This is a genomic window from Streptomyces sp. PA03-1a (assembly GCF_033792805.1).
In the GTDB taxonomy this organism is placed as follows: Bacteria; Actinomycetota; Actinomycetes; order Streptomycetales; family Streptomycetaceae; genus Actinacidiphila.
Genome location: NZ_JARAVO010000049.1, coordinates 22,488 through 44,077, shown reverse-complemented (window position 1 = coordinate 44,077; position 21,590 = coordinate 22,488). Strand labels below are relative to the sequence as shown.

The window sequence follows — 21,590 nt, the reverse complement described above, 5'->3', positions numbered from 1 at the left end:
TGACGAAGGTGTATTCTCCGCTGACTGCAGTGTTGTATAAATGACCAGTCCGCCACCGCTACCGGCTTCCACGTTTCGACGTCGGCGTGCTGCACCGTCCCAGCATTCCTACTTCCCGCGACAAGGCCGTGTGTACGACCACCCTGTCCTCCACCGCTACCGGCTCCCCCGTGTCGACGTCGACACGGGGGAGCCGGTAGCGGTGGAGGACAGGGTGCGGGTGGTCATCGCCGAGGATTCGGTGCTGCTGAGGGAGGGACTGACCCGCCTGCTGACCGACCGCGGGCACGAGGTCGTCGCCGGGGTCGGCGACGGCGAGGCCCTGCTGAAGGTGATCGGCGAGCTCGCCGCGGAGGGCGCGGTGCCCGACGTGGTCGTGGCCGACGTGCGGATGCCGCCGACCCACACCGACGAGGGCGTGCGCGCCGCGGTGCGGCTGCGCCGCGACCACCCGCGGCTGGGTGTGCTCGTGCTGTCGCAGTACGTGGAGGAGCGGTACGCCACCGAGCTGCTGGCCGCCAGTTCCCGCGGGGTCGGGTATCTGCTCAAGGACCGGGTAGCCGATGTCCGGGAGTTCGTCGACGCGGTCGTACGGGTGGCCGGCGGCGGTACCGCCCTGGACCCGGAGGTGGTCGCGCAGCTGCTGGGACGCAGCCGCAAGCAGGACGTACTGGCCGGCCTCACCCCGCGGGAGCGCGAGGTGCTGGGGCTGATGGCGGAGGGACGGACGAACTCCGCGATCGCCAAGCAGCTGGTGGTGAGCGACGGCGCGGTGGAGAAGCACGTCAGCAACATCTTCCTCAAACTGGGGCTGGCCCCCAGCGAGGGCGACCACCGGCGTGTCCTGGCCGTGCTCACGTACCTCAATTCCTGATCCTCTGACGTATCGTCAGAGGATCCCGCGGAGGCGTAGAACCGGAGCGGCGCCGGAAGGCGTCCCATATGGAGGAAGCAGGCAGCACGGGCTCCGGGGGGCGGTGACCGTGACCCATCAGGGCACAAAGGGAGCCCAGCGCGGCGTTCACGATGCGGGAAGACCCGGGAAGGCGACCCTTACCCACGTACGATGGCGCGTGGGACACAAGGTCACGGCCCCGGTCGTGAGCCGCCGCCTCGAAGGAGGTCCGATTCAGTGACCAGCCAGGTCAGCAGCCCGACAACCCCCGATCATCCCGTTCTGGGAGAGCAGCGGAAACCGGCCAAGGAGACCAGGAAGCTCGATCGGGTGGTGATCCGTTTCGCCGGGGACTCCGGCGACGGCATGCAGCTCACGGGAGATCGGTTCACCTCGGAAACGGCGTCGTTCGGCAACGATCTGTCCACCCTGCCGAACTTCCCGGCCGAGATCCGGGCTCCGGCAGGCACCCTGCCGGGCGTGTCGAGCTTCCAGCTGCACTTCGCCGACCACGACATCCTCACCCCGGGTGACGCCCCGAACGTCCTGGTCGCGATGAACCCGGCGGCACTGAAGGCGAACATCGGGGACCTGCCGCGCGGCGCGGAGGTCATCGTCAACACGGACGAGTTCACCACCCGCGCGATGGCCAAGGTCGGCTACGCGGCCTCGCCGCTGGAGGACGGCTCGCTGTCGGCCTACGCGGTGCACCCGGTGCCGCTGACCACCCTGACGGTCGAGGCGCTCAAGGACTTCCCGCTGACCCGCAAGGAGGCCGAGCGCAGCAAGAACATGTTCGCGCTCGGGCTGCTGTCGTGGATGTACCACCGGCCCACCGCGGGCACCGAGGACTTCCTGCGCAAGAAGTTCGCGAAGAAGCCCGAGCTGGCCGAGGCGAACGTCGCGGCCTTCCGCGCGGGCTGGAACTTCGGCGAGACGACCGAGGACTTCGCAGTCAGCTACGAGGTGGCCCCGGCCGAGGCGGCCTTCCCCGCGGGCACCTACCGCAACATCTCGGGGAACCTGGCGCTGTCGTACGGCCTGGTCACCGCGAGCCGCCAGGCGGACCTGCCGCTCTTCCTGGGCTCGTACCCGATCACCCCGGCCTCGGACATCCTGCACGAGCTGAGCAAGCACAAGAACTTCGGCGTGCGCACCTTCCAGGCCGAGGACGAGATCGCCGGCATCGGCGCCGCTCTGGGCGCGGCCTTCGGCGGCTCGCTGGCCGTCACGACCACCTCCGGCCCGGGTGTCGCGCTGAAGTCGGAGACCATCGGCCTCGCGGTCTCGCTCGAGCTGCCGCTGCTGGTCGTCGACATCCAGCGCGGCGGGCCCTCGACGGGCCTGCCGACCAAGACCGAGCAGGCCGACCTGCTGCAGGCGATGTACGGGCGCAACGGTGAGGCGCCGGTCCCGATCGTGGCGCCAAGCACCCCCGGCGACTGCTTCGGCGCGGCGCTGGAGGCGGCCCGCATCGCGCTGACCTACCGCACCCCGGTCCTCCTGCTCTCCGACGGCTACCTGGCCAACGGCTCCGAGCCGTGGCGGGTCCCCGAGCTGGACGAGCTGCCGGACCTGCGGGTCCAGTTCGCGACGACGCCCAACCACGTCGCGGAGGACGGCACCGAGGAGTTCTGGCCGTACCTGCGCGACCCCGAGACCCTGGCGCGCCCCTGGGCGGTGCCGGGCACCCCCGGTCTGGAGCACCGGATCGGCGGCATCGAGAAGCAGGACGGCACGGGGCACATCTCGTACGACCCGGCCAACCACGACCTGATGGTGCGCACCCGGCAGGCCAAGATCGACGGCATCGAGGTGCCCGACGTCGTCGTCGACGACCCGGACGGCCAGGCGCGGACGCTGGTGATCGGCTGGGGCTCGACGTACGGGCCGATCACGGCGGCCGTACGGCGCATCAGGGGCGCAGGGGGCGCGGTCGCGCAGGCCCATCTGCGCCATCTGAACCCCTTCCCGAGGAATCTCGGGGAGGTCCTCGGGCGTTACCAGAAGGTAGTGGTCCCGGAGATGAACCTCGGCCAGCTCGCCCACCTGTTGCGGGCGAAGTACCTGGTCGACGCCCGCTCGCACACCCAGGTCACCGGCCTGCCCTTCAAGGCCGAGCAACTCGCTGCCGCCATCCAGGAGGAGAGCGCAGATGTCTGAGGCGCCTGCCGTCGAACACCGCACGCCGGGGCTGCCGGCGCTGTCCCTGGTCCCCAAGGCCGAAGCCAAACAGTCCATGAAGGACTTCAAGTCGGACCAGGAAGTGCGCTGGTGCCCCGGCTGCGGTGACTACGCGATCCTCGCCGCCGTGCAGGGCTTCATGCCCGAACTGGGCCTGGCCCGGGAAAACATCGTCTTCGTCTCCGGGATCGGCTGCTCCTCCCGCTTCCCGTACTACATGAACACCTACGGGATGCACTCCATCCACGGCCGTGCCCCGGCCATCGCGACCGGGCTCGCCGCCTCGCGGCGCGACCTGTCGGTGTGGGTCGTCACGGGTGACGGCGACGCGCTGTCCATCGGCGGCAACCACCTGATCCACGCGCTGCGGCGCAACGTGAACCTCAAGATCCTGCTCTTCAACAACCGGATCTACGGCCTGACGAAGGGGCAGTACAGCCCGACCTCCGAACTCGGCAAGATCACCAAGTCGACGCCTATGGGCTCGCTGGACGCGCCCTTCAACCCGGTCTCGCTGGCGCTGGGCGCGGAGGCCTCCTTCGTGGCGCGCACCGTCGACTCCGACCGCAAGCACCTGACGGGCGTGCTGCGGGCGGCCGCCGCGCACCCGGGCACGGCCTTCGTGGAGATCTACCAGAACTGCAACATCTTCAACGACAACGCCTTCGAGGTGCTGAAGGACCGGGCCTCCGCCGAGAACGCGGTGATCCGGCTGGAGCACGGGGAGCAGATCCGCTTCGGCGCGGACAACGCCAAGGGGGTCGTACGCGACCGGGCCACCGGCGACCTGAAGGTCGTCGACGTCGACGCCTCGAACGAGGACGAGGTCCTGGTGCACGACGCGCACGCCGCGTCGCCCACGACGGCCTTCGCCCTGTCCAGGCTCGCCGACCCCGACACGCTGCACCACACGCCGATCGGCGTGTTCCGCAGCGCCGAACGGCCGGTCTACGACGTGCTGATGTCCGAGCAGCTGGAGCAGGCCGTCGAGCAGCACGGCAAGGGCGACATCGCCGCACTGCTGGCCGGCAACGACACGTGGACGGTCGTGGGCTGACCCACCGCGTCCTTCACGCCGACCGCACCCACCGCAGCGGCCGTACGGGGCCCGGGCCTGACGATCAGGTCCGGGCCTCGTCGTACGCCCGGCGGGCCGCCATCACCTGCTCCGTGCGGCCCTCGGTCCAGCGGGCCAGGGCCCAGACCTGGTCCGCGGCCTCCTTGCCGAGCGGGGTGAGGGAGTACTCCACGCGCGGCGGGATGACGGGGTGCGCCTCGCGGTGCACGAAGCCGTCGCGCTCCAGGGTCTGCAGGGTCTGGGCGAGCATCTTCTCGCTGACCCCGCCGACCGTGCGGCGCAGCTCGCTGAAGCGCAGGGTGCCGTCGGTCAGTGCGGCGAGTACCAGCACGCCCCAGCGGCTGGTGACGTGTTCGAGGATCACCCGCGAGGGGCAGTTGCGCGCGTTCACGTCCGGGGGCGCCTGCAGCACGGCGGTGAGCTCTTCCCTTACGTCCATACCACTAGCTTACTTTGAAGTGGGTACTTTCTGGAAGTTAGTACTGGCCCTAGGGTTAGTCCCGTCATCACGCACAAGGACACCAGGGACTGGAGTGAACCCGTCATGAGCATCGTCGTCACCGGAGCCACCGGACAGCTGGGCCGGCTGGTCGTGGAGCGGCTGCTGGCCGACCTCCCGGCCGAGCAGGTCGTGGCCGTCGTACGGGACGCGGACAAGGCCGCGGACCTCGCCGCCCGGGGCGTGGAGCTCCGGGTGGCCGACTACGACGCGCCCGCGACCCTCAAGGACGCCTTCCGCGCGGGCGACGTGGTGCTGCTGATCTCGGGCAGCGAGGTCGGGCAGCGCGTCGCGCAGCACACCGCCGTGATCGAGGCCGCCAAGGAGGCGGGGGTCGCCCGGCTCGCGTACACCAGCGTCCTCGGCGGGCCGGCCGCCGACTTCCGGCTCGCCGCCGAGCACCAGGCCACCGAGCAGGCCCTGCTGGACTCCGGGCTGACCTACACGCTGCTGCGCAACGGCTGGTACACCGAGAACTACACCGCGCAGATCGCCGTCCAGCTGGAGCACGGCGTCGCGGGCAGCGCGGGCGAGGGCCGCATCGGCTCCGCCACCCGCGAGGACTACGCGGCGGCCGCGGCCGCCGTGCTGACCGGCGAGGGGCACGAGGACGCGGTGTACGAGCTCAGCGGGGACGAGGCCTGGACGCTGGCCGAGTACGCCGCCGAGCTGGCCCGGCAGTCCGGCCGCCCGGTCGCCTACGCCGACCTGCCCGCCGAGGCCTTCCTGGCGGTCCTGACCGGCGCCGGGCTGCCCGAGGCGGTGGCCGGGATCTACGTCGACGTGGACGTCGCCGGCGTCTCCCGCGGGCTCCTCCAGGGCGGCAGCGGCGACCTCGCCCGGCTGATCGGACGTCCCACCACCCCGCTCGCGGACACGATCGCGGCGGCGCTCAAGGGCTGACCCCGGCCGCCCGCCGGACGGCGGGGCCCCCGCGGCGGATCCCCTCCGGCCGCGGGGGCCCCGCCCCGTGTCCGTCCGGTCCCGGTGCGTTCCCGGTCCGCGGCGAGGGTGTCATGACCGTCATGCGATACGCAGATGACGGGAGAATGCCCCGCACGCTACCTTCGAGCGGTCGGCCAGCGCCCCGGGAGGAACGAGTGAACGAGCAGCGTGCCGGTCTGCTGTACGGATTCGCCGCCTACGGGCTCTGGGGGCTCTTCCCCCTCTACTGGCCGCTCCTCGAACCGTCCGGCGCGGGCGAGATCCTCGCCCACCGCATGGTCTGGTCGCTGGTCGTCGTCTCCCTCGTGCTGCTGGTGATGCGCCGCTGGGCGTGGGTCCCCGAACTCCTGCGCCAGCCGCGGCGGCTGGCGCTGCTGGCCGTGGCGGCGGCCGTCATATCCGTGAACTGGGGCCTGTACATCTGGGGCGTCAACAGCGGCCACGTCGTCGAGACCTCGCTGGGCTACTTCATCAACCCGCTCGTCACCATCGGCCTCGGCGTCCTCGTCCTGCACGAGCGGCTGCGCCCCGCGCAGTGGGCCGCCGTGGGCGTCGGCGCCGCCGCCGTCCTGGTGCTGACCCTGGGCTACGGGCGGCTGCCCTGGATCGCACTGACCCTGGCCTGCTCCTTCGCCACCTACGGCTTCATCAAGAAGAAGGTCGGCATGGGCGGCCTGGAGTCGCTGGCGGCCGAGACGGCCCTCCAGTTCCTGCCGGCGCTCGGCTACCTGGCCTTCCTCGGCACCCGCGGCGACACCACCTTCGCCTCGCACGGGGCCGGCCACGCCGCCCTGCTCGCCGCGTGCGGCGTCGTCACCGCCGTGCCGCTGATCTGCTTCGGCGCGGCGGCCATCCGCATCCCGCTGAGCATGCTGGGGCTGCTGCAGTACCTCGCGCCGGTCTTCCAGTTCGGGCTCGGACTGCTCTGGTTCCACGAGGAGATGCCGGCCGAGCGCTGGGCCGGCTTCGCCCTCGTCTGGCTCGCCCTGGCCCTGCTGACCTGGGACGCGCTGCGGACCGCACGGCGCGGCCGGATCGCGGTGCGCGACGCCGCGGTGGTGCCCGACGAGGCGGCGCCGCGCGGGGCCGTCACCGGCTGAGCGGCGGCGTCCACACGCACGCGCACACGGGCGCACGGACGCACGGGCACACGCACGGGCACTAGCCTTCCGGCGCCTCGTACGCCTCCCTGCGGGAGCGGTGGGCACGGACCTTGTGGCGGTTGCCGCAGTGCTCCATGGCGCACCAGCGACGCCGGCCGGGGCGCGAGGTGTCCACGAAGACCAGTCGGCAGTCGTGGGCGGAGCATTCGCGGACGCGGTCGGCGTGGGGGCCGGAGAAGAGCTCCACCGCGTCCCGTGCGACGGCCGCCAGCACCTGGGTGCCGGTGACCGGGGTACGCCAGGAGCTGCCCCCGTCGGGGGCGAGACGCAGGGTGGGGGGACGCCAGGCGGCGGCCTCGTTCAGGACGACGAGGTCCGGGGCGGGGAGGGGTTCCCCGTGGACGCGGGCGACGGCGATGTGCCAGAGCGCGTCGCGCAGGTAGCGGGCCGCGGCGACGTCCTCCGGGGAGACGGCGAGGCCGCCCGGGTCGGGGCGCAGCCGGGACGCCACCGCCCAGCGGACCAGGTCGGCGGGCTCGTGGAGGACCTCGTGGCGCGCGTAGGCGCCGGGGCCGCCCGTCGGCAGCAACTCAAGGGCGAGCGCGCCCGGATCGAAGCGGTAGGCGACTCCTTCGGATGAATGGAGGACCAGACCGATTGCGGGCTCCGTCATGTAACCAATATAACTGGTTACAGGCTGGCCAAAGGCCGGAGGAGACGCGAACGAGGGGGCACGGCATGGCAGTTCACTGGAAGCTCGTGGTCGACGCGGCGGATCCGCACCGGCAGGCCGCCTTCTGGGCGGAGGCCCTGGAGTACACGCTCGAGGACCACAGCGTGCTGATCGAGAAGCTGCTGGGGTTCGGCGCCGTGACGCAGGACGTCCTGACGGAGGCGGCCGGCCGCAAGGCCTGGCGGGACCTGGCCGCCGTGCGCCACCCCGACGACCCCTACGACGACGAGAAGGGCTCGGGCCTGGGGCGGCGCATCCTCTTCCAGCGGGTGCCCGAGACCAAGACGGTGAAGAACCGGCTGCACATCGACCTCCACCCGGGCACCGGACGGCTGGAGGCGGAAGTGGCCCGGCTGGAAGGGCTCGGCGCGATGGTGCTGCGGCGGATAGCGGAGCCCTCCGGCACCTGGGTCACCATGGCCGACCCGGAGGGGAACGAGTTCGACGTCGAGTAGCCCGCCGGCCCTCTGGGCCTCCGGCACTCGCCTTGACGGCGGGGGCGGCGCGGTGACAACATCTCCATGCGTACGCAACTAATGCATACGCAAGGAGATGACGGGGTGTCGGACTCAGAGCGGTCCTTCCTGTTCCTGGTGGGAAGCAGCCGCGCCGACGGCAACACCGAGGCGTTGGCGCGGCACGCCGCCGAGCAGCTTCCGCCCGTGGTGGACCGGCGCTGGCTGCGGCTGAAGGACCTGCCGCTGCCGCTCTTCGAGGACCTCCGGCACGACGGCGACGGCCGCTATCCCGCACCGTCGGGGCACGCCGCGACGCTCCTGGAGGCCACCTTGGCGGCCACCGACATCGTGGTGGTCTCCCCCCTGTACTGGTACAGCGTCTCGACCAGCACCAAGCTCTACCTGGACCACTGGTCGGGCTGGATGCGGGTGCCGGGGCTGGACTTCCTGGAGCGGATGCGCGGCAAGACCCTGTGGTCGGTGACCGTGCACGGAGGCCAGGACCCGGCGACGGCCGCCCCGCTGGTGGGGACGCTGCGCCACACGGCCGACTACGCCGGGATGCGCTGGGGCGGGGCGCTGCTGGGCTACGGCACCCGGCCGGGCGACGTGCTGAGGGACACGGCGGCCCTGGGCCGGGCCAAGACCTTCTTCAGCTGACCGGCGGCGGTCAGGCCGTGATGTCGCGGGTGGTGAAGCGGGCCCAGGCCGCGGAGCCGAACACGGCCACGTAGAGCGCCTGGAGCTGGAAGTTGCTGCGCATCTCGTCCCAGTAGACGGGGTCGCGGACCAGGTCGGCGAAGCTCAGCCAGTAGTGGGGGAAGAGGTAGGGCTGCACGGCGTGCAGTTGGGGGATGGTGTCGACGATCTGCACGGTGATCAGCAGGCCCACGGTGGTGGCCATGGCGGCGATGCCGCTGTCGGTGAGCGTGGAGATGAACAGGCCCAGCGCGGCGATGCCGGTGAGCGAGGCGGCCACGACCAGGGCGACCAGCAGGGCGCGCCACAGCCCCTCGGAGAAGGGGACCGTCGTGCCCGACAGCAGGGTGACGTCGCCGAGCGGGAAGAGCAAGGCGCCGGTCACCAGTGCCGAGACGGCCACGACGAGGGCGCCGATCAGGCAGAAGGCCAGGACGGAGGCGTATTTGGAGACCAGCAGACGGGTGCGCCCGGCCGGGGCCACCAGCAGATAGCGCAGGGTTCCCGCGTTGGCCTCGCCGGCGACGGCGTCACCGGCCACGACACCGATCGCCATGGGGAGGAAGAAGGGCAGCGTCGCGGCGAGCGAGGCGAAGACCAGGAAGAGACCGTTGTTGGTGATCAGCGCGACGAAGGCCGGGCCGTCACCGCCCCCGCCGCCGGCCGAGCCGCCGTCACCGGTCTCGATCCGCACCGCGATCCCGATGAGCACCGGGACCCCGGCCAGGACGGCCAGCAGCGCCAGGGTGCGCCAGCGGCGCAGCACGGTCACCAGTTCGCTGCGGAACAGCCCGAGCGAGCGGATCGGCCACACCGACCTGGTCAGGGTGTCAGCCTGCGACATCGAATCCCTCTCCGGTCAGCGCGACGAACGCGTCCTCCAGTGACGCCCGTTCGACGCCGAAGCCGCGGACGCGGACCCCGGCGGCGACCAGTGCGGCGTTGAGGTCGGCCAGTTCGGGAAGTGCCGCGGGGTCCTGCGGCAGTTCCCCGGTGACCCGGTCGCCGTCGGCGGCCAGGCCGGTGACCCCCTGCTCCTTCAGCACCCGCACCGCCTCGGCGGGGTCGGGGGTGGTGACCACCAGGCGTCCGGCGGAGGAGAGCGCCTCCACCGGGCCCTGGGTGATCAGCCGGCCGCGGGACATCACGGCGGCGTGGGTGCAGACCTGTTCGATCTCGTCGAGGAGGTGGGAGGAGAGGAAGACCGTGGTGCCGTCCGCCGCCAGCTCGCGGACGAGCGAGCGGATCTCCCGCATGCCCTGCGGGTCCAGGCCGTTGGTGGGCTCGTCCAGCACCAGCAGGTCGCGGGGCCGCAGCAGGGCGGCGGCCAGGCCGAGCCGCTGCTTCATGCCGAGGGAGTAGGCACGCGCCTTCTTGCCCGCGGCGGCGGCCAGGCCGACCCTCTCCAGGGCCGCGTCGACCCGGTCCCCGCGGGTGCGGGGACCGGCGGTCGGATCGGCCGCGTCGAAGCGCAGCAGGTTGTCACGGCCGGAGAGGAAGCCGTACAGGGCGGGGCCCTCGATCAGCGCGCCCACGCGCGGCAGGACGCTGCGCACCGCGCGCGGCATGGGCTCGCCAAGGACCCGCGCCGTGCCGGAGGTCGGGGCGATGAGCCCCATGAGCATGCGGATCGTCGTCGTCTTCCCGGAGCCGTTGGGCCCCAGGAAGCCGAAGACGCTGCCCCGGGGGACGGCCAGGTCGAGGCCGTCGACGGCGAGCTGTCCGCCGCGGTACCTCTTGGTGAGTCCGCTCGTGGAGATCGCGTGCTCACCGGTCTCGGCGGACGGCTCCCCCATCGGCGCTCCTTCGCTCTGTGCCGGTGCCTTGCTCCGTGCCCTACTCGGCGGCCGCGTCGGCGGCCTTGATCAGGGCGCCCTGGGTCACGGTGCCCACGTAGACCTTGCCGCTGTCGGTGATCAGGGCGTTCACCAGGCGGGTGCCGACCACCGTGCCCGTGCCGAACTCGCCCTTGACCTCCTTGCCGAAGGTGCCGAGCAGCCCCTGTCCGCCGAGGCCGGGGGCCTTGGCCCCGCCCTCGGACGGGCCGGCGTTCAGCGCCTCCTGAGGCAGCTTCAGCTCGGCGATCGAGTCCCAGCCCTTGCCGAGGACGCCGAGGCCCTCCAGGCCGTCCAGGCCGTCCAGGCCGTCCAGGCCGCCGAGGTCACCGAACTCCTCGTGCGCCCCGCGGGCGTCCTGCCCGGCCTTCCCGTCCGCCTTCCCGTCCGCCTTCTCGCCGGCCTTCTCCGTCGTCACCTTCGCGCCCTTCGGCGGGGTGAAGTCGAAGACCGAGGCGGCGGGCCGGGAGAAGTCGACCTTGGTGAAGGCGACGTCGACGATGGCCTTGCCGCCGCCCCTCGGGGCGAGGGTGAACTTCAGCGGCACACCGGTGCCGGCGTCCACGCCGATCCTGATCGACCCGACCGTGGAGTCGGTGGCCTTGGGCCTGACCACCAGCTGGTAGGCGTCCCGCCCGGCGATGCGCGCGGTGCCGTCCACCGTGACGGTGGAGCTGTCGTCCGCCGCGTCGAGGATCTTCTTCGCGGCTTCCTGCGGGGTGGCCGGCCAGCCCTCGGGCAGTTCGCGGTCGCCCTTGGCCCGGTCCTCACCCTGTGCCTCCCGCGGGAGACCGGTGAGGTGGTAGGCCTGGTTGCTGCCGCTGTCGTAGGCCCAGACCTCGTCACCGTTGTGGATGAGGCTGTACTCCGCGGCGTTCCGGACGATCGACACCTTCTGCTTCTGCGGGCCGTCGGCCGCGACGCGCAGGGTGTGGGAGCCGGCCAGCAGCTGGGTCAGCTGCTCCTTCGGGTCGGCCGAGGAATCCCCGCGGCCGCCACCGCCACCGCCGAACGGCCCACCGGCGCCCGTGGCGCCGGTCAGCAGGGCCGGCAGGCCGAAGTCCGTGCTGATGCGGACCGAGCCGGAGATCGTCTGGGTGTCCGAGGCCGCGACCTTCGCGATCAGCTCCTCGGCCGTGATCCCGGGCAGATCCGGGCTGCCCGCGTTCGCGAGCGCCGGTACGAGCCCGATGGTCGCCGCGGCGACTCCCGCCGCCGCCACCGGGACCGCGTAACGTATCGCCTTGGTCCGGCGCCGGGGTTCCCGGTCGTCGTCCATGGGCTGGATGGGTGCCATTACGTCCCTACCTCCGTCGTCAACGGCGGGTTCCCGTCATCGTCGCACTCGTCCACCTCGGGCCATTGTCACCCGATCCGCCGTGTGGTGGTGCCTCTTATCCCATCAATCAGGCCGCTCGGGCGCATCGCCCGCCGGGATCAACTCGGCGTACACCTCTGGGATGACGATCCCTGACAACGGTTCAGGGCGGAAGGCACCCCTCGCCCCCGGTGACCGCACGGGCGCCGGGAGGACGGCCGTCCGGGTCACCTCCGGGCCGACCTAGCCCGCGCGGTGCACCACGGCCTCGCAGAGCCCCTCCAGGGCCTGCTTGGCGGCACAGTCGGGGAGCGGCGCCAGCAGCACCCGCGCCTCGTCCGCGTAGCGCACGGTGTCGCGCCGGGCCTGCTCCAGCGCCGGATGGGCACGCATCAGCTCCAGCGCCTCGGCGTGCCGCCGGTCGTCCGTCAGATCGCCGTCCAGCAGTTCGCACAGCCGCAGGTCGTCCGCCGAGGCGAAAGCGTTGGCCTTGGCCACGGCCGAACGCAGGTGCAGCACCGGCAGGGTCGGCACGCCCTCGCGCAGGTCCGTGCCCGGGGTCTTACCGGACTCGTGCGAGTCGCTGGCGATGTCCAGCACGTCGTCGGCGAGCTGGAAGGCCGTGCCGACGCGCTCCCCGTACTGGGTGAGGATGTCGACGACGCTCTCGTCCGCGCCGGACATCATGGCGCCGAAGCGGCACGAGACGGCGATCAGCGAACTCGTCTTGCCGGCGATCACTTCCAGGTAGTGGTCGATCGGGTCGCGTCCGTCGCGCGGGCCGACGGTCTCCAGGATCTGTCCGGTGACCAGCCGCTCGAAGGCCTCGGCCTGGATGCGTACGGCCTCCGGCCCGAGGTCGGCCAGTATGTGCGAGGCCTTGGAGAACAGGAAGTCGCCGGTCAGCACGGCGACCGAGTTGTCCCAGCGGGCGTTGGCGCTCGGCACGCCGCGCCGCACCGCGGCCTCGTCCATGACGTCGTCGTGGTACAGCGTCGCCAGGTGCGTCAGTTCCACCACCACGGCCGACGGCACGATGCCGGGCGCGTGCGGGTCGCCGAACTGGGCAGCCAGCAGCGACAGCAGCGGACGGAACCGTTTCCCGCCCGCGTGCACGAGGTGGCGGGCCGCCTCCGTGATGAACGGCACATCGCTCTTGGTGGCCTCCATGAGGCCTGCCTCGACGGCGGACAGCCCGGCCCGGACGGCGGACTCGAGGTCCTCGTCCATTACGCTCAGCCCGAAGGGCCCGACGACGGTCGTCACCTGGGATTCTCCTGTCGCTGAGATCACTTCTGCGGCTTGCGGCGTGGCGCTGCACTACACCTGGCAGAGTAACCGGTCGCCTCTCGATCACTGCGAGGGCATGGCCCCCGCGGGCCACTACGCCCGGTTTTGCCCGCGTGTACGGCCGGTCCTTTCCGGTGCCGCGCCCGGCCGTGGGGCCTCACCGCCGCCCCGCACACCCCCCGGACGGCACCCGGAGCGGGCTGCGCGAGGAGTCTGCGCCGCTGTTCCGCCTTCCCCGCGAGCCGCCCGCCATGCCGAACGGCGCGGCCCCCGCCAAGTGCGGGGAGCCGCGCCGTGGATGGCCGCACGGGCCGGGCCGTGCGGTGGGGTCAGCGGACGAAGACGCCCGCCTGGTTCGCGAGGTCCAGGAAGTACTGGGGCGCGACACCCAGCACGAGGGTGACCGCCACGCCCAGTGCGATGGCCGTGGACGTCAGCGGCGAGGGCACGGCGACCGTGGGGCCGTCGGCCTTGGGCTCGCTGAAGAACATGAGCACGATGACCCGGATGTAGAAGAACGCCGCGATGGCGGACGAGATCACACCCACGATCACCAGCGGCACCGCCCCGCCCTGCGCGGCGGCGCTGAAGACCGCGAACTTCCCGGCGAAGCCGGACGTCAGCGGGATGCCGGCGAAGGCGAGCAGGAAGACCGCGAAGACCGCGGCCACCAGTGGCGAACGCCGTCCCAGGCCCGCCCAGCGCGACAGGTGTGTGGCCTCCCCGCCGGCGTCGCGCACCAGCGTGACGACGGCGAAGGCGCCCAGCGTCACGAAGGAGTACGCCGCCAGGTAGAAGAGCACCGAGGAGATGCCCTCCGGCGTGGCCGCGATGACACCGGCCAGGATGAAGCCGGCGTGCGCGATCGAGGAGTAGGCGAGCAGGCGCTTCACGTCGGTCTGGGTGACCGCGACGATCGCGCCGACCAGCATCGTGAGGATCGCGACGCCCCACAGCACCGGCCGCCAGTCCCAGCGCAGCTCCGGCAGGACCACGTAGAGCAGTCGCAGCAGCGCGCCGAAGGCGGCGACCTTGGTGGCCGCGGCCATGAAGCCGGTGACCGGGGTCGGAGCACCCTCGTAGACGTCCGGCGTCCACATGTGGAACGGCACGGCGCCCACCTTGAACAGCAGGCCCATGCCGACCAGCGCGGCGCCGATCAGCAGCAGCGCGTCGTTGCCCGCGGAGTCGGCCAGCGCCGGGTTGAGCTTGGCGGTGCCGTCCACGACCGACGCGATGCCGGAGTAGGAGACGGTGCCCGCGTAGCCGTACAGCAGGGCGATGCCGAACAGCAGGAAGGCGGAGGAGAAGGCGCCCAGCAGGAAGTACTTGACCGCCGCCTCCTGCGACATCGCGCGCCGCCGCCGGGCGAGGGCGCAGAGCAGGTAGAGCGGGAGGGAGAAGACCTCCAGGGCCACGAAGAGCGTCAGCAGGTCGTTGGCCGCCGGGAAGATCAGCATGCCGCCGACGGCGAACATCAGCAGCGGGAAGACCTCGGTGGTGGTGAAACCGGCCTTGACGGCGTTCTTCTCCTGGTCGCTGCCCGGCACCGCGGAGCCCTGCGCGGCGAAGGAGTCGACGTGCCGGCCGTGCGCCTTGGGGTCGAGCCGGCGCTCGGCGAAGGTGAACACCCCGACCAGGCCCACCAGCAGGATCGTGCCCTGCAGGAAGAGGGCCGGGCCGTCGACGGCGACCGCGCCCATGGCGGCGATGTGGGCCTTCGTCGTGGCGTAGCCGCCCGCCGCGAGCGCCACGACCGCGGCGAAGGCGGCGGCCATGCCGACGACCGCGAGGCCGACCTGCCCGGTGTAGCGCAGGCGCCGCGGCAGGAACGCCTCGATGAGGATGCCGAGGACGGCCACACCGAAGACGATCAGGACCGGAGCCAGCTGGGCGTACTCGATCTTCGGCGCGTTGATCTTGTCGGCGGCGAGCGGTGCCGCCGTTGTCCACAGGCTGTGGACAGCAACTGTGCTGCTCACTTGGATGCCTCCAGCGCCGGCTTGGGGTCGGTCTTGTGCACGTCGGAGAGCGTCTGCTGCACCGCCGGGTTGACGACGTCGGTCAGCGGCTTCGGGTACACGCCGAGCACGATCAGCAGCGCGATCAGCGGCGCCACGACGGCGAGTTCCCGGACCTTCAGGTCGGGCATCCCCTGCACCTCGGCCTTCACCGGGCCGGTCATCGTCCGCTGGTACAGGACGAGGACGTACAGCGCGGCGAGGACGATGCCGGTGGTGGCGACGATCCCGACGGCCGGGTAGCGGCTGAACGTCCCGACGAGGACGAGGAACTCGCTGACGAAGGGCGCGAGCCCCGGCAGCGACAGGGTGGCCAGACCGCCGATCAGGAAGGTGCCGGCCAGCACCGGGGCCACCTTCTGCACCCCGCCGTAGGACGCGATGAGACGGGAGCCGCGACGGGAGATCAGGAAGCCCGCGACCAGCATCAGCGCGGCGGTGGAGATGCCGTGGTTGACCATGTACAGCGTCGCCCCGCCCTGGCCCTGGGAGGTCATCGCGAAGATGCCCAGGATGATGAAGCCGAAGTGGGAGATCGACGCGTACGCGACCAGCCGCTTGATGTCGCGCTGGCCGACGGCGACCAGGGCGCCGTAGACGATGCTGATCAGCGCCAGCACCAGGATCACCGGCGTCGCCCACTTGCTGGCCTCGGGGAAGAGCTGGAGGCAGAAGCGGAGCATCGCGAAGGTGCCGACCTTGTCGACGACCGCGGTGATGAGCACCGCGACCGGCGCCGTGGCCTCGCCCATGGCGTTGGGCAGCCAGGTGTGCAGCGGGAACAGCGGGGCCTTGACCGCGAACGCGAAGAAGAAGCCGAGGAACAGGGCGCGTTCCGCGGTGGTGGACATGTCGAGCTTGCCGGCCGCCCGGGCCTGCAGGATCTCCTGGAGGGAGAAGGTGCCCTGGCCGAGCTGGTCGGCGGTGACGGCGTAGAGCCCGATGACCGCGGCCAGCATGATGAGCCCGCCGGCCAGGTTGTAGAGCAGGAACTTCACCGCCGCGTAGGAGCGCTGCCGGGCCGCCTCCTCCTCACCGTGCTCGTGGGCACGGTCCCCGAAGCCGCCGATGAGGAAGTACATCGGGATGAGCATGGCCTCGAAGAAGATGTAGAAGAGGAAGACGTCCGTGGCCTCGAAGGAGATGATCACCATCGCCTCGACCAGCAGGATCAGCGCGAAGAAGCCCTGGGTGGGCCGCCAGCGGCGGTTGGGGTTCTTCTCCTCCAGCGGGTCGGCGTCGTGCCAGCCCGCGGCGATGACGAACGGGACGAGCAGCGCGGTCAGCCCGATGAGCGCGACGGCGATGCCGTCCACGCCGAGTTCGTAGCGGACCCCGAAGTCGGCGATCCACGCGTGGGACTCGCCGAGCTGGTACCGGGCCCCGCCCGGGTCGAAGCGGACGAACACGATCGCGGCCAGCACGAGCGTCGCCAGTGAGACGGCCAGCGCCAGCCACTTGGCGGCCTCGCGCCGCGCCGCCGGCACGGCGGCGGTGGCGATCGCGCCGAGCGCCGGCAGGCCGGCGGTCAGGGTGAGCAGGGGGAAGGACATCAGGCAACACCCCTCATCAGCAGCGTCGCGGCGACCAGCACCGCGGTGCCCGCCAGCATCGACACGGCGTAGCTGCGCACATAACCGTTCTGGAGGCGGCGCATCCGGCCGGAGAGGCCGCCGACGGCGGCCGCGGTGCCGTTGACGACGCCGTCCACACCCTTGTGGTCCACGTAGACCAGACCGCGGGTGAGGTACTCGCCGGGCAGCACCAGGGCGACGTGGTTGAAGTCGTCCTGGAGCAGGTCGCGCCGGGCGGCGCGGGTGAGCCAGCTGCCGCGCGGGGCGACGGACGGCACCGGGCGGCGTCCGTACACGGCCCAGGCCAAGGCGACGCCGAGCACCATCACCACCATCGTGGCGCCGGTGACGGCGGCCGCGCCGATCGGCGGGTGACCCTCCTCGTGACCGGTGACCGGCTCCAGCCACTTCACGAAGGCCTCGTTCCAGCTGAACAGGAAGCCCGCGAAGACCGAGCCGAAGGCCAGGACGACCATGGGGATCGTCATCGACTTCGGCGACTCGTGCGGGTGCGGCTCGTGACCGTCCGCGTCGGGCTGCCAGCGCTTCTCGCCGAAGAAGGTCATCAGCATCACGCGGGTCATGTAGAACGCGGTGATCGCCGCGCCCAGCAGGGCCGCGCCGCCGAGGATCCAGCCCTCGGTGCCGCCCTTGGCGAAGGCGGCCTCGATGATCTTGTCCTTGGAGAAGAAGCCGGACAGTCCCGGGAAGCCGATGATCGCCAGGTAGCCGAGGCCGAAGGTGACGAAGGTGACCGGCATGTACTTCCGCAGGGCCCCGTACTTCCGCATGTCCACCTCGTCGTTCATGCCGTGCATGACCGATCCGGCGCCGAGGAAGAGCCCGGCCTTGAAGAAGCCGTGGGTGACCAGGTGCATGATCGCGAAGACGTAGCCGATCGGGCCGAGGCCGGCGGCCATCACCATGTAGCCGATCTGCGACATCGTGGAGCCGGCCAGCGCCTTCTTGATGTCGTCCTTGGCGCAACCGACGATCGCACCGAAGAGCAGCGTGACCGCGCCGACCGTCACCACGGCCACCTGCGCCGTGGGCGCGGCGTTGAAGATCACGCCGGAGCGGGTGATCAGGTAGACGCCGGCGGTCACCATCGTCGCCGCGTGGATCAGGGCCGAGACCGGGGTCGGGCCCTCCATCGCGTCGCCGAGCCAGGACTGCAGCGGGACCTGGGCCGACTTGCCGCAGGCGGCGAGCAGCAGCATCAGGCCGATGCCGGTCAGAACGCCCTCGCCCGCCTTGTCCACCTGGCCGAAGAGCGGCTCGAAGGTGAAGGTGCCGAAGGTGGTGAACAGCAGCATGATCGCGATCGACAGGCCGACGTCACCGACGCGGTTGACGATGAAGGCCTTCTTGGCCGCGGTCGCCGCGCTGGGCTTGTGCTGCCAGAAGCCGATCAGCAGGTACGAGGCCAGGCCCACGCCCTCCCAGCCGACGTACAGGAGCAGGTAGTTGTCGGCGAGGACCAGCAGGAGCATCGCCGCGAGGAAGAGGTTGAGGTAGCCGAAGAAGCGGCGGCGCCGCTCGTCGTGCTCCATATAGCCGATCGAGTAGATGTGGATGAGCGTGCCCACACCGGTGATCAGCAGGGCGAAGGTCATCGACAGCTGGTCGAGCTGGAAGGCCACGTCCGCGTGGAAGCCGCCGACGGAGATCCAGGTGAAGGCGGTCGAGTGCAGCGCGCGGTCCTCGCCGCCGCGGCCCAGCATGTCGAAGAAGAGCACCGCCGCGCCGACGAAGGACGCCCCCGCGAGCGTGGTGCCGATCCAGTGGCCCGTGCGGTCCAGCCTCCGTCCGCCGGTGAGCAGCACGCCGGCGCCCAGCAGCGGCAGGAGGACGAGCCATCCGATCAAGTAGTCCACTTTCGCTACCCCTTAGAGCTTCATCAGGCTGGCGTCGTCGACCGAGGCCGAGTGGCGGGAGCGGAAGATCGTCACGATGATCGCCAGGCCCACGACCACCTCGGCGGCGGCGACGACCATCGTGAAGAAGGCGATGATCTGGCCGTCGAGGTTGCCGTGCATGCGGGAGAAGGTGACGAACGCCAGGTTGGCGGCGTTCAGCATCAGCTCGACGCACATGAAGACGACGATCGCGTTGCGCCGGATCAGCACCCCGGCCGCGCCGATGGTGAACAGCAGCGCCGACAGGTACAGGTAGTTGACCGGATTCACTTCGACGCCTCCTCGGAGCGCTGTTCCAGCTCGGCGACCCTGTCGACCGCCTCCGCGGACACGTCCCGGTACTGGCCGCGGCCGCGCAGCGTCGGGCTGACGCTGAGCTCCGAGACCGTGCCGTCCGGCAGCAGGCCGGGGACGTCGACCGCGTTGTTGCGGGCGTAGACGCCGGGCGCGGGGAGCGGGGTGATCTGCTTGCCCTCGCGCACGCGCCGCTCGGCGAGTTCGCGCTGGGTGGCACGGGCCTCGGTGCGCTCGCGGTGGGTGAGGACCATCGCGCCGATCGCGGCGGTGATGAGCAGCGCGCCGGTGATCTCGAAGGCCCACACGTACTTGGTGAAGATCAGCGAGGCGAGTCCCTCGACGTTGCCGCCGGCGTTGGCCTGGCCGAGCCCCTGGAAGTTCTTGATCGAGGCGTTGGCGATGCCGGCGATCAGCAGCACGCCGAAGCCGATGCCGGCTCCGGCGGCCAGCCAGCGCTGCCCCTTCAGCGTCTCCTTGAGCGAGTCGGCGGCGGTGATGCCGACCAGCATGACGACGAAGAGGAAGAGCATCATGATCGCGCCGGTGTAGACGACGATCTGGACGACGCCGAGGAAGTACGCGCCCTGGGCCAGGTAGAAGACCGCCAGGACGATCATCGTCCCGGCCAGCGACAGTGCGCTGTGCACGGCCTTCTTCATCAGCACGGTCGAGAGCGCGCCGAGCACCGCGACGGTGCCGAGCACCCAGAACTGGACCGCCTCCCCGGTGGAGGTGGTGTACGCGGCCAGCGTCGTCAGCGTGGTCACGTCGTTCATGCCTCGCCTCCCGTCCCGGCCGGAGCGGCGCCGCCCGTCGCGGGGACCTGGGTGCCCGCCGTGCCGTCGCCGTCCCGCTCGCCCTCCACCGTCTCGTCCGGCTTCTCACCCTTGGAGACCGCGACCTGACGCTCGGTCCCGGGGGCCGCGTGCGTCACCGCGCCGCGGTAGTAGTCGCCCTCGTCCATGCCGGGGAAGATCGCGTGGGGGCTGTCGACCATGCCCTCCTCCAGGCCCGCGAGCAGCTGCTCCTTGGTGAAGATCAGCGACTCGCGGCTGCTGTCGGCGAGCTCGTACTCGTTGGTCATGGTCAGCGCGCGCGTCGGGCAGGCCTCGATGCACAGCCCGCACAGGATGCAGCGGGCGTAGTTGATCTGGTAGACGCGGCCGTAGCGCTCACCCGGCGAGTAGCGCTCCTCGTCGGTGTTGTCGGCGCCCTCGACGTAGATCGCGTCCGCCGGGCAGGCCCAGGCGCACAACTCGCAGCCCACGCACTTCTCCAGCCCGTCCGGGTGACGGTTGAGCTGGTGGCGGCCGTGGAACCGCGGCGCGGTCGGCTTCTTCTCCTCGGGGTACTGCTCGGTCAGCCGCTTCTTGAACATGGCCTTGAAGGTCACGCCGAAGCCCGCCACCGGGCCCAGGAACTCAGGCATCGTCGGCCTCCTTGCCTACGAGTTGACGCTCCGCGCGGGACGGCCGCCGCGGGACGGGCGGCAGCTCCTGGCCGGGCAGCGGCGGCACGGGGTACCCGCCCGCCATGGGATCGAACGGCTCCTGCGGCCCGGCCTGTTCGGCCGCCTCCTTCGCCTTCTCGCCGCGGTCGCGGAAGACGTCGAAGACCAGCGAGACCAGGAGCAGCAGGACGATTCCTCCGCCGACGTAGAGCACGATCGACTGGAAGTCGTAGTTCTCGTTGCGCAGTGCCCGGACGGTGGCGACCAGCATCAGCCACACCATCGAGACCGGGATCAGGACCTTCCAGCCCAGCTTCATCAGCTGGTCGTAGCGGACGCGGGGCAGCGTGCCGCGCAGCCAGATGAAGAAGAAGAGCAGCAGCTGCACCTTCACCACGAACCACAGCAGCGGCCACCAGCCGTGGTTGGCGCCCTCCCAGAAGGTGCTGATGGGCCACGGGGCCCGCCAGCCCCCCAGGAAGAGGGTGGTCGCCACCGCCGAGACGGTCACCATGTTCACGTACTCGGCGAGCATGAAGAGCGCGAACTTGATCGACGAGTACTCGGTGTTGAAGCCGCCGACCAGGTCGCCCTCGGACTCGGGCATGTCGAAGGGGGCACGGTTGGTCTCGCCGACCATCGTGCCGATGTAGATGATGAAGGAGACCGGCAGCAGCAGGACGTACCAGCGGTCCTCCTGCTGGGCGACGATCTGCGAGGTCGACATCGAGCCGGAGTAGAGGAAGACCGACGCGAAGGCGACGCCCATCGCGATCTCGTACGAGATCATCTGCGCGCAGGAGCGCAAACCCCCGAGCAGCGGGTACGTCGAGCCGGACGACCAGCCGGCCAGCACGATGCCGTAGATGCCGACGGAGGCGGTGGCCAGGATGTAGAGGACACCGATCGGCAGGTCGGTGAGCTGCATCGGCGTACGGTGACCGAAGATCGAGATCTCGTTGCCCGCCGGGCCGAAGGGGATCACCGCGACCGCCATGAAGGCCGGGATGGCCGCCACGATCGGGGCCAGCACGTAGACGACCTTGTCGGCCTTCTTGACGACGAGGTCTTCCTTGAGCATCAGCTTGATGCCGTCGGCGAGCGACTGGAGCATGCCCCAGGGGCCGTGCCGGTTGGGGCCGATGCGCAGCTGCATCCACGCGACGACCTTGCGCTCCCACACGATGGAGAAGAGCACGGTCACCATCAGGAACGCGAAGCAGAAGACCGCCTTGATGGCGATCAGCCACCACGGGTCCCGCCCGAACATGGACAGGTCCTCGGCGGCGAGG

General features: G+C 71.0%; 20 protein-coding genes. 7 read left to right on the top strand and 13 right to left on the bottom strand.

Translation table 11 applies throughout. The annotated features are described in order from the left end of the window. Nucleotides 1–214: 214 nt before the first annotated feature. The 3 genes from PV341_RS13750 (at nucleotide 215) to PV341_RS13740 (ending at nucleotide 4,136) form a co-directional block, all read left to right on the top strand. A complete protein-coding gene (locus PV341_RS13750) occupies nucleotides 215–874 on the top strand; it encodes a response regulator (protein WP_500329546.1) in 660 nt (219 codons plus the stop codon). Nucleotides 875–1,132: 258 nt separating this feature from the next. Then, nucleotides 1,133–3,058, top strand: coding sequence for a 2-oxoacid:acceptor oxidoreductase subunit alpha (locus PV341_RS13745; RefSeq protein ID WP_500357911.1), 1,926 nt, complete (start codon nucleotides 1,133–1,135; stop codon nucleotides 3,056–3,058). Next, on the top strand, nucleotides 3,051–4,136 hold the full coding sequence (locus tag PV341_RS13740) for a 2-oxoacid:ferredoxin oxidoreductase subunit beta (RefSeq protein ID WP_500329528.1): 1,086 nt from the start codon (nucleotides 3,051–3,053) through the stop codon (nucleotides 4,134–4,136). The genes PV341_RS13745 and PV341_RS13740 overlap by 8 nt, the downstream gene beginning before the upstream one ends. Nucleotides 4,137–4,200: 64 nt before the next feature. Here PV341_RS13740 and PV341_RS13735 read toward each other — a convergent pair whose 3' ends face one another. Continuing rightward, nucleotides 4,201–4,596 carry a winged helix-turn-helix transcriptional regulator gene (locus PV341_RS13735; protein ID WP_499513353.1) on the bottom strand — a complete coding sequence of 132 codons (396 nt, stop codon included), beginning with the start codon at nucleotides 4,594–4,596 and terminating at the stop codon, nucleotides 4,201–4,203. Between the two features lie 105 nt (nucleotides 4,597–4,701). Here PV341_RS13735 and PV341_RS13730 point away from each other — a divergent pair, with 105 nt between their 5' ends. Continuing rightward, on the top strand, nucleotides 4,702–5,559 hold the full coding sequence (locus PV341_RS13730; RefSeq protein WP_500329526.1) for an SDR family oxidoreductase: 858 nt from the start codon (nucleotides 4,702–4,704) through the stop codon (nucleotides 5,557–5,559). A gap of 146 nt (nucleotides 5,560–5,705) precedes the next feature. Beyond that, the gene (rarD, locus tag PV341_RS13725) at nucleotides 5,706–6,701 is read left to right on the top strand and encodes an EamA family transporter RarD (RefSeq protein ID WP_500329524.1); all 996 of its coding nucleotides are present in this window, start codon (nucleotides 5,706–5,708) and stop codon (nucleotides 6,699–6,701) included. A gap of 61 nt (nucleotides 6,702–6,762) precedes the next feature. On the opposite strand, the gene PV341_RS13720 is transcribed toward rarD, so the two are convergent. Continuing rightward, on the bottom strand, nucleotides 6,763–7,377 hold the full coding sequence (locus tag PV341_RS13720; RefSeq protein WP_500329522.1) for a CGNR zinc finger domain-containing protein: 615 nt from the start codon (nucleotides 7,375–7,377) through the stop codon (nucleotides 6,763–6,765). 65 nt (nucleotides 7,378–7,442) lie between these two features. On the opposite strand from PV341_RS13720, the gene PV341_RS13715 reads away from it, so the two are divergent. Then, nucleotides 7,443–7,892: a VOC family protein gene (locus tag PV341_RS13715; protein ID WP_500357909.1), complete on the top strand. Its 450-nt coding sequence runs from the start codon at nucleotides 7,443–7,445 to the stop codon at nucleotides 7,890–7,892. 105 nt (nucleotides 7,893–7,997) lie between these two features. Beyond that, nucleotides 7,998–8,555, top strand: a complete 558-nt coding sequence (locus PV341_RS13710; RefSeq protein ID WP_500329519.1) for a flavodoxin family protein — start codon at nucleotides 7,998–8,000, stop codon at nucleotides 8,553–8,555. Between the two features lie 10 nt (nucleotides 8,556–8,565). On the opposite strand, the gene PV341_RS13705 is transcribed toward PV341_RS13710, so the two are convergent. The 11 genes from PV341_RS13705 to nuoH form a co-directional block, all read right to left on the bottom strand. Continuing rightward, entirely contained in the window at nucleotides 8,566–9,438 is an 873-nt protein-coding gene (locus PV341_RS13705; protein ID WP_500329517.1) for an ABC transporter permease, read from the bottom strand. Beyond that, a complete protein-coding gene (locus tag PV341_RS13700; protein ID WP_499513346.1) occupies nucleotides 9,425–10,390 on the bottom strand; it encodes an ABC transporter ATP-binding protein in 966 nt (321 codons plus the stop codon). The genes PV341_RS13705 and PV341_RS13700 overlap by 14 nt, the downstream gene beginning before the upstream one ends. Before the next feature lie 40 nt (nucleotides 10,391–10,430). Further along, complete coding sequence (locus tag PV341_RS13695) at nucleotides 10,431–11,726, bottom strand: LolA family protein (protein WP_500357907.1); 1,296 nt, start codon at nucleotides 11,724–11,726, stop codon at nucleotides 10,431–10,433. Between the two features lie 264 nt (nucleotides 11,727–11,990). Beyond that, entirely contained in the window at nucleotides 11,991–12,977 is a 987-nt protein-coding gene (locus tag PV341_RS13690) for a polyprenyl synthetase family protein (RefSeq protein ID WP_500329545.1), read from the bottom strand. Nucleotides 12,978–13,366: 389 nt separating this feature from the next. Next, nucleotides 13,367–15,019, bottom strand: coding sequence for an NADH-quinone oxidoreductase subunit NuoN (nuoN, locus tag PV341_RS13685; protein WP_500329514.1), 1,653 nt, complete (start codon nucleotides 15,017–15,019; stop codon nucleotides 13,367–13,369). Beyond that, nucleotides 15,016–16,611 carry an NADH-quinone oxidoreductase subunit M gene (locus tag PV341_RS13680; protein ID WP_500329512.1) on the bottom strand — a complete coding sequence of 532 codons (1,596 nt, stop codon included), beginning with the start codon at nucleotides 16,609–16,611 and terminating at the stop codon, nucleotides 15,016–15,018. The genes nuoN and PV341_RS13680 overlap by 4 nt, the downstream gene beginning before the upstream one ends. After that, nucleotides 16,611–18,509, bottom strand: a complete 1,899-nt coding sequence (gene nuoL / locus PV341_RS13675) for an NADH-quinone oxidoreductase subunit L (RefSeq protein ID WP_500329510.1) — start codon at nucleotides 18,507–18,509, stop codon at nucleotides 16,611–16,613. Before nuoL ends, PV341_RS13680 begins: the two co-directional genes overlap by 1 nt. A gap of 12 nt (nucleotides 18,510–18,521) precedes the next feature. Beyond that, a complete protein-coding gene (gene nuoK, locus PV341_RS13670; RefSeq protein WP_499513341.1) occupies nucleotides 18,522–18,821 on the bottom strand; it encodes an NADH-quinone/ubiquinone oxidoreductase subunit 4L family protein in 300 nt (99 codons plus the stop codon). Further along, nucleotides 18,818–19,624 carry an NADH-quinone oxidoreductase subunit J gene (locus tag PV341_RS13665; protein WP_500357905.1) on the bottom strand — a complete coding sequence of 269 codons (807 nt, stop codon included), beginning with the start codon at nucleotides 19,622–19,624 and terminating at the stop codon, nucleotides 18,818–18,820. Before PV341_RS13665 ends, nuoK begins: the two co-directional genes overlap by 4 nt. Further along, nucleotides 19,621–20,277: an NADH-quinone oxidoreductase subunit NuoI gene (gene nuoI, locus PV341_RS13660; RefSeq protein WP_500329508.1), complete on the bottom strand. Its 657-nt coding sequence runs from the start codon at nucleotides 20,275–20,277 to the stop codon at nucleotides 19,621–19,623. Before nuoI ends, PV341_RS13665 begins: the two co-directional genes overlap by 4 nt. Then, a complete protein-coding gene (gene nuoH / locus PV341_RS13655) occupies nucleotides 20,270–21,568 on the bottom strand; it encodes an NADH-quinone oxidoreductase subunit NuoH (protein ID WP_500329544.1) in 1,299 nt (432 codons plus the stop codon). Before nuoH ends, nuoI begins: the two co-directional genes overlap by 8 nt. Between the last annotated feature and the right edge of the window lie 22 nt (nucleotides 21,569–21,590).

Excerpts from the sequence above, each read along its gene's own strand:
- PV341_RS13740 (WP_500329528.1), top strand. The coding sequence starts at position 3,051 with ATGTCTGAGGCGCCTGCCGTCGAACACCGCACGCCGGGGCTGCCGGCG.
- PV341_RS13735 (WP_499513353.1), bottom strand. The coding sequence starts at position 4,596 with ATGGACGTAAGGGAAGAGCTCACCGCCGTGCTGCAGGCGCCCCCGGAC.
- PV341_RS13730 (WP_500329526.1), top strand. The coding sequence starts at position 4,702 with ATGAGCATCGTCGTCACCGGAGCCACCGGACAGCTGGGCCGGCTGGTC.
- rarD (WP_500329524.1), top strand. The coding sequence starts at position 5,706 with ATGCCCCGCACGCTACCTTCGAGCGGTCGGCCAGCGCCCCGGGAGGAA.
- PV341_RS13720 (WP_500329522.1), bottom strand. The coding sequence starts at position 7,377 with ATGACGGAGCCCGCAATCGGTCTGGTCCTCCATTCATCCGAAGGAGTC.
- PV341_RS13715 (WP_500357909.1), top strand. The coding sequence starts at position 7,443 with ATGGCAGTTCACTGGAAGCTCGTGGTCGACGCGGCGGATCCGCACCGG.
- PV341_RS13705 (WP_500329517.1), bottom strand. The coding sequence starts at position 9,438 with ATGTCGCAGGCTGACACCCTGACCAGGTCGGTGTGGCCGATCCGCTCG.
- PV341_RS13700 (WP_499513346.1), bottom strand. The coding sequence starts at position 10,390 with ATGGGGGAGCCGTCCGCCGAGACCGGTGAGCACGCGATCTCCACGAGC.
- PV341_RS13695 (WP_500357907.1), bottom strand. The coding sequence starts at position 11,726 with ATGGCACCCATCCAGCCCATGGACGACGACCGGGAACCCCGGCGCCGG.
- PV341_RS13690 (WP_500329545.1), bottom strand. The coding sequence starts at position 12,977 with ATGGACGAGGACCTCGAGTCCGCCGTCCGGGCCGGGCTGTCCGCCGTC.
- PV341_RS13680 (WP_500329512.1), bottom strand. The coding sequence starts at position 16,611 with ATGTCCTTCCCCCTGCTCACCCTGACCGCCGGCCTGCCGGCGCTCGGC.
- PV341_RS13665 (WP_500357905.1), bottom strand. The coding sequence starts at position 19,624 with ATGAACGACGTGACCACGCTGACGACGCTGGCCGCGTACACCACCTCC.
- nuoI (WP_500329508.1), bottom strand. The coding sequence starts at position 20,277 with ATGCCTGAGTTCCTGGGCCCGGTGGCGGGCTTCGGCGTGACCTTCAAG.
- nuoH (WP_500329544.1), bottom strand. The coding sequence starts at position 21,568 with ATGTTCGGGCGGGACCCGTGGTGGCTGATCGCCATCAAGGCGGTCTTC.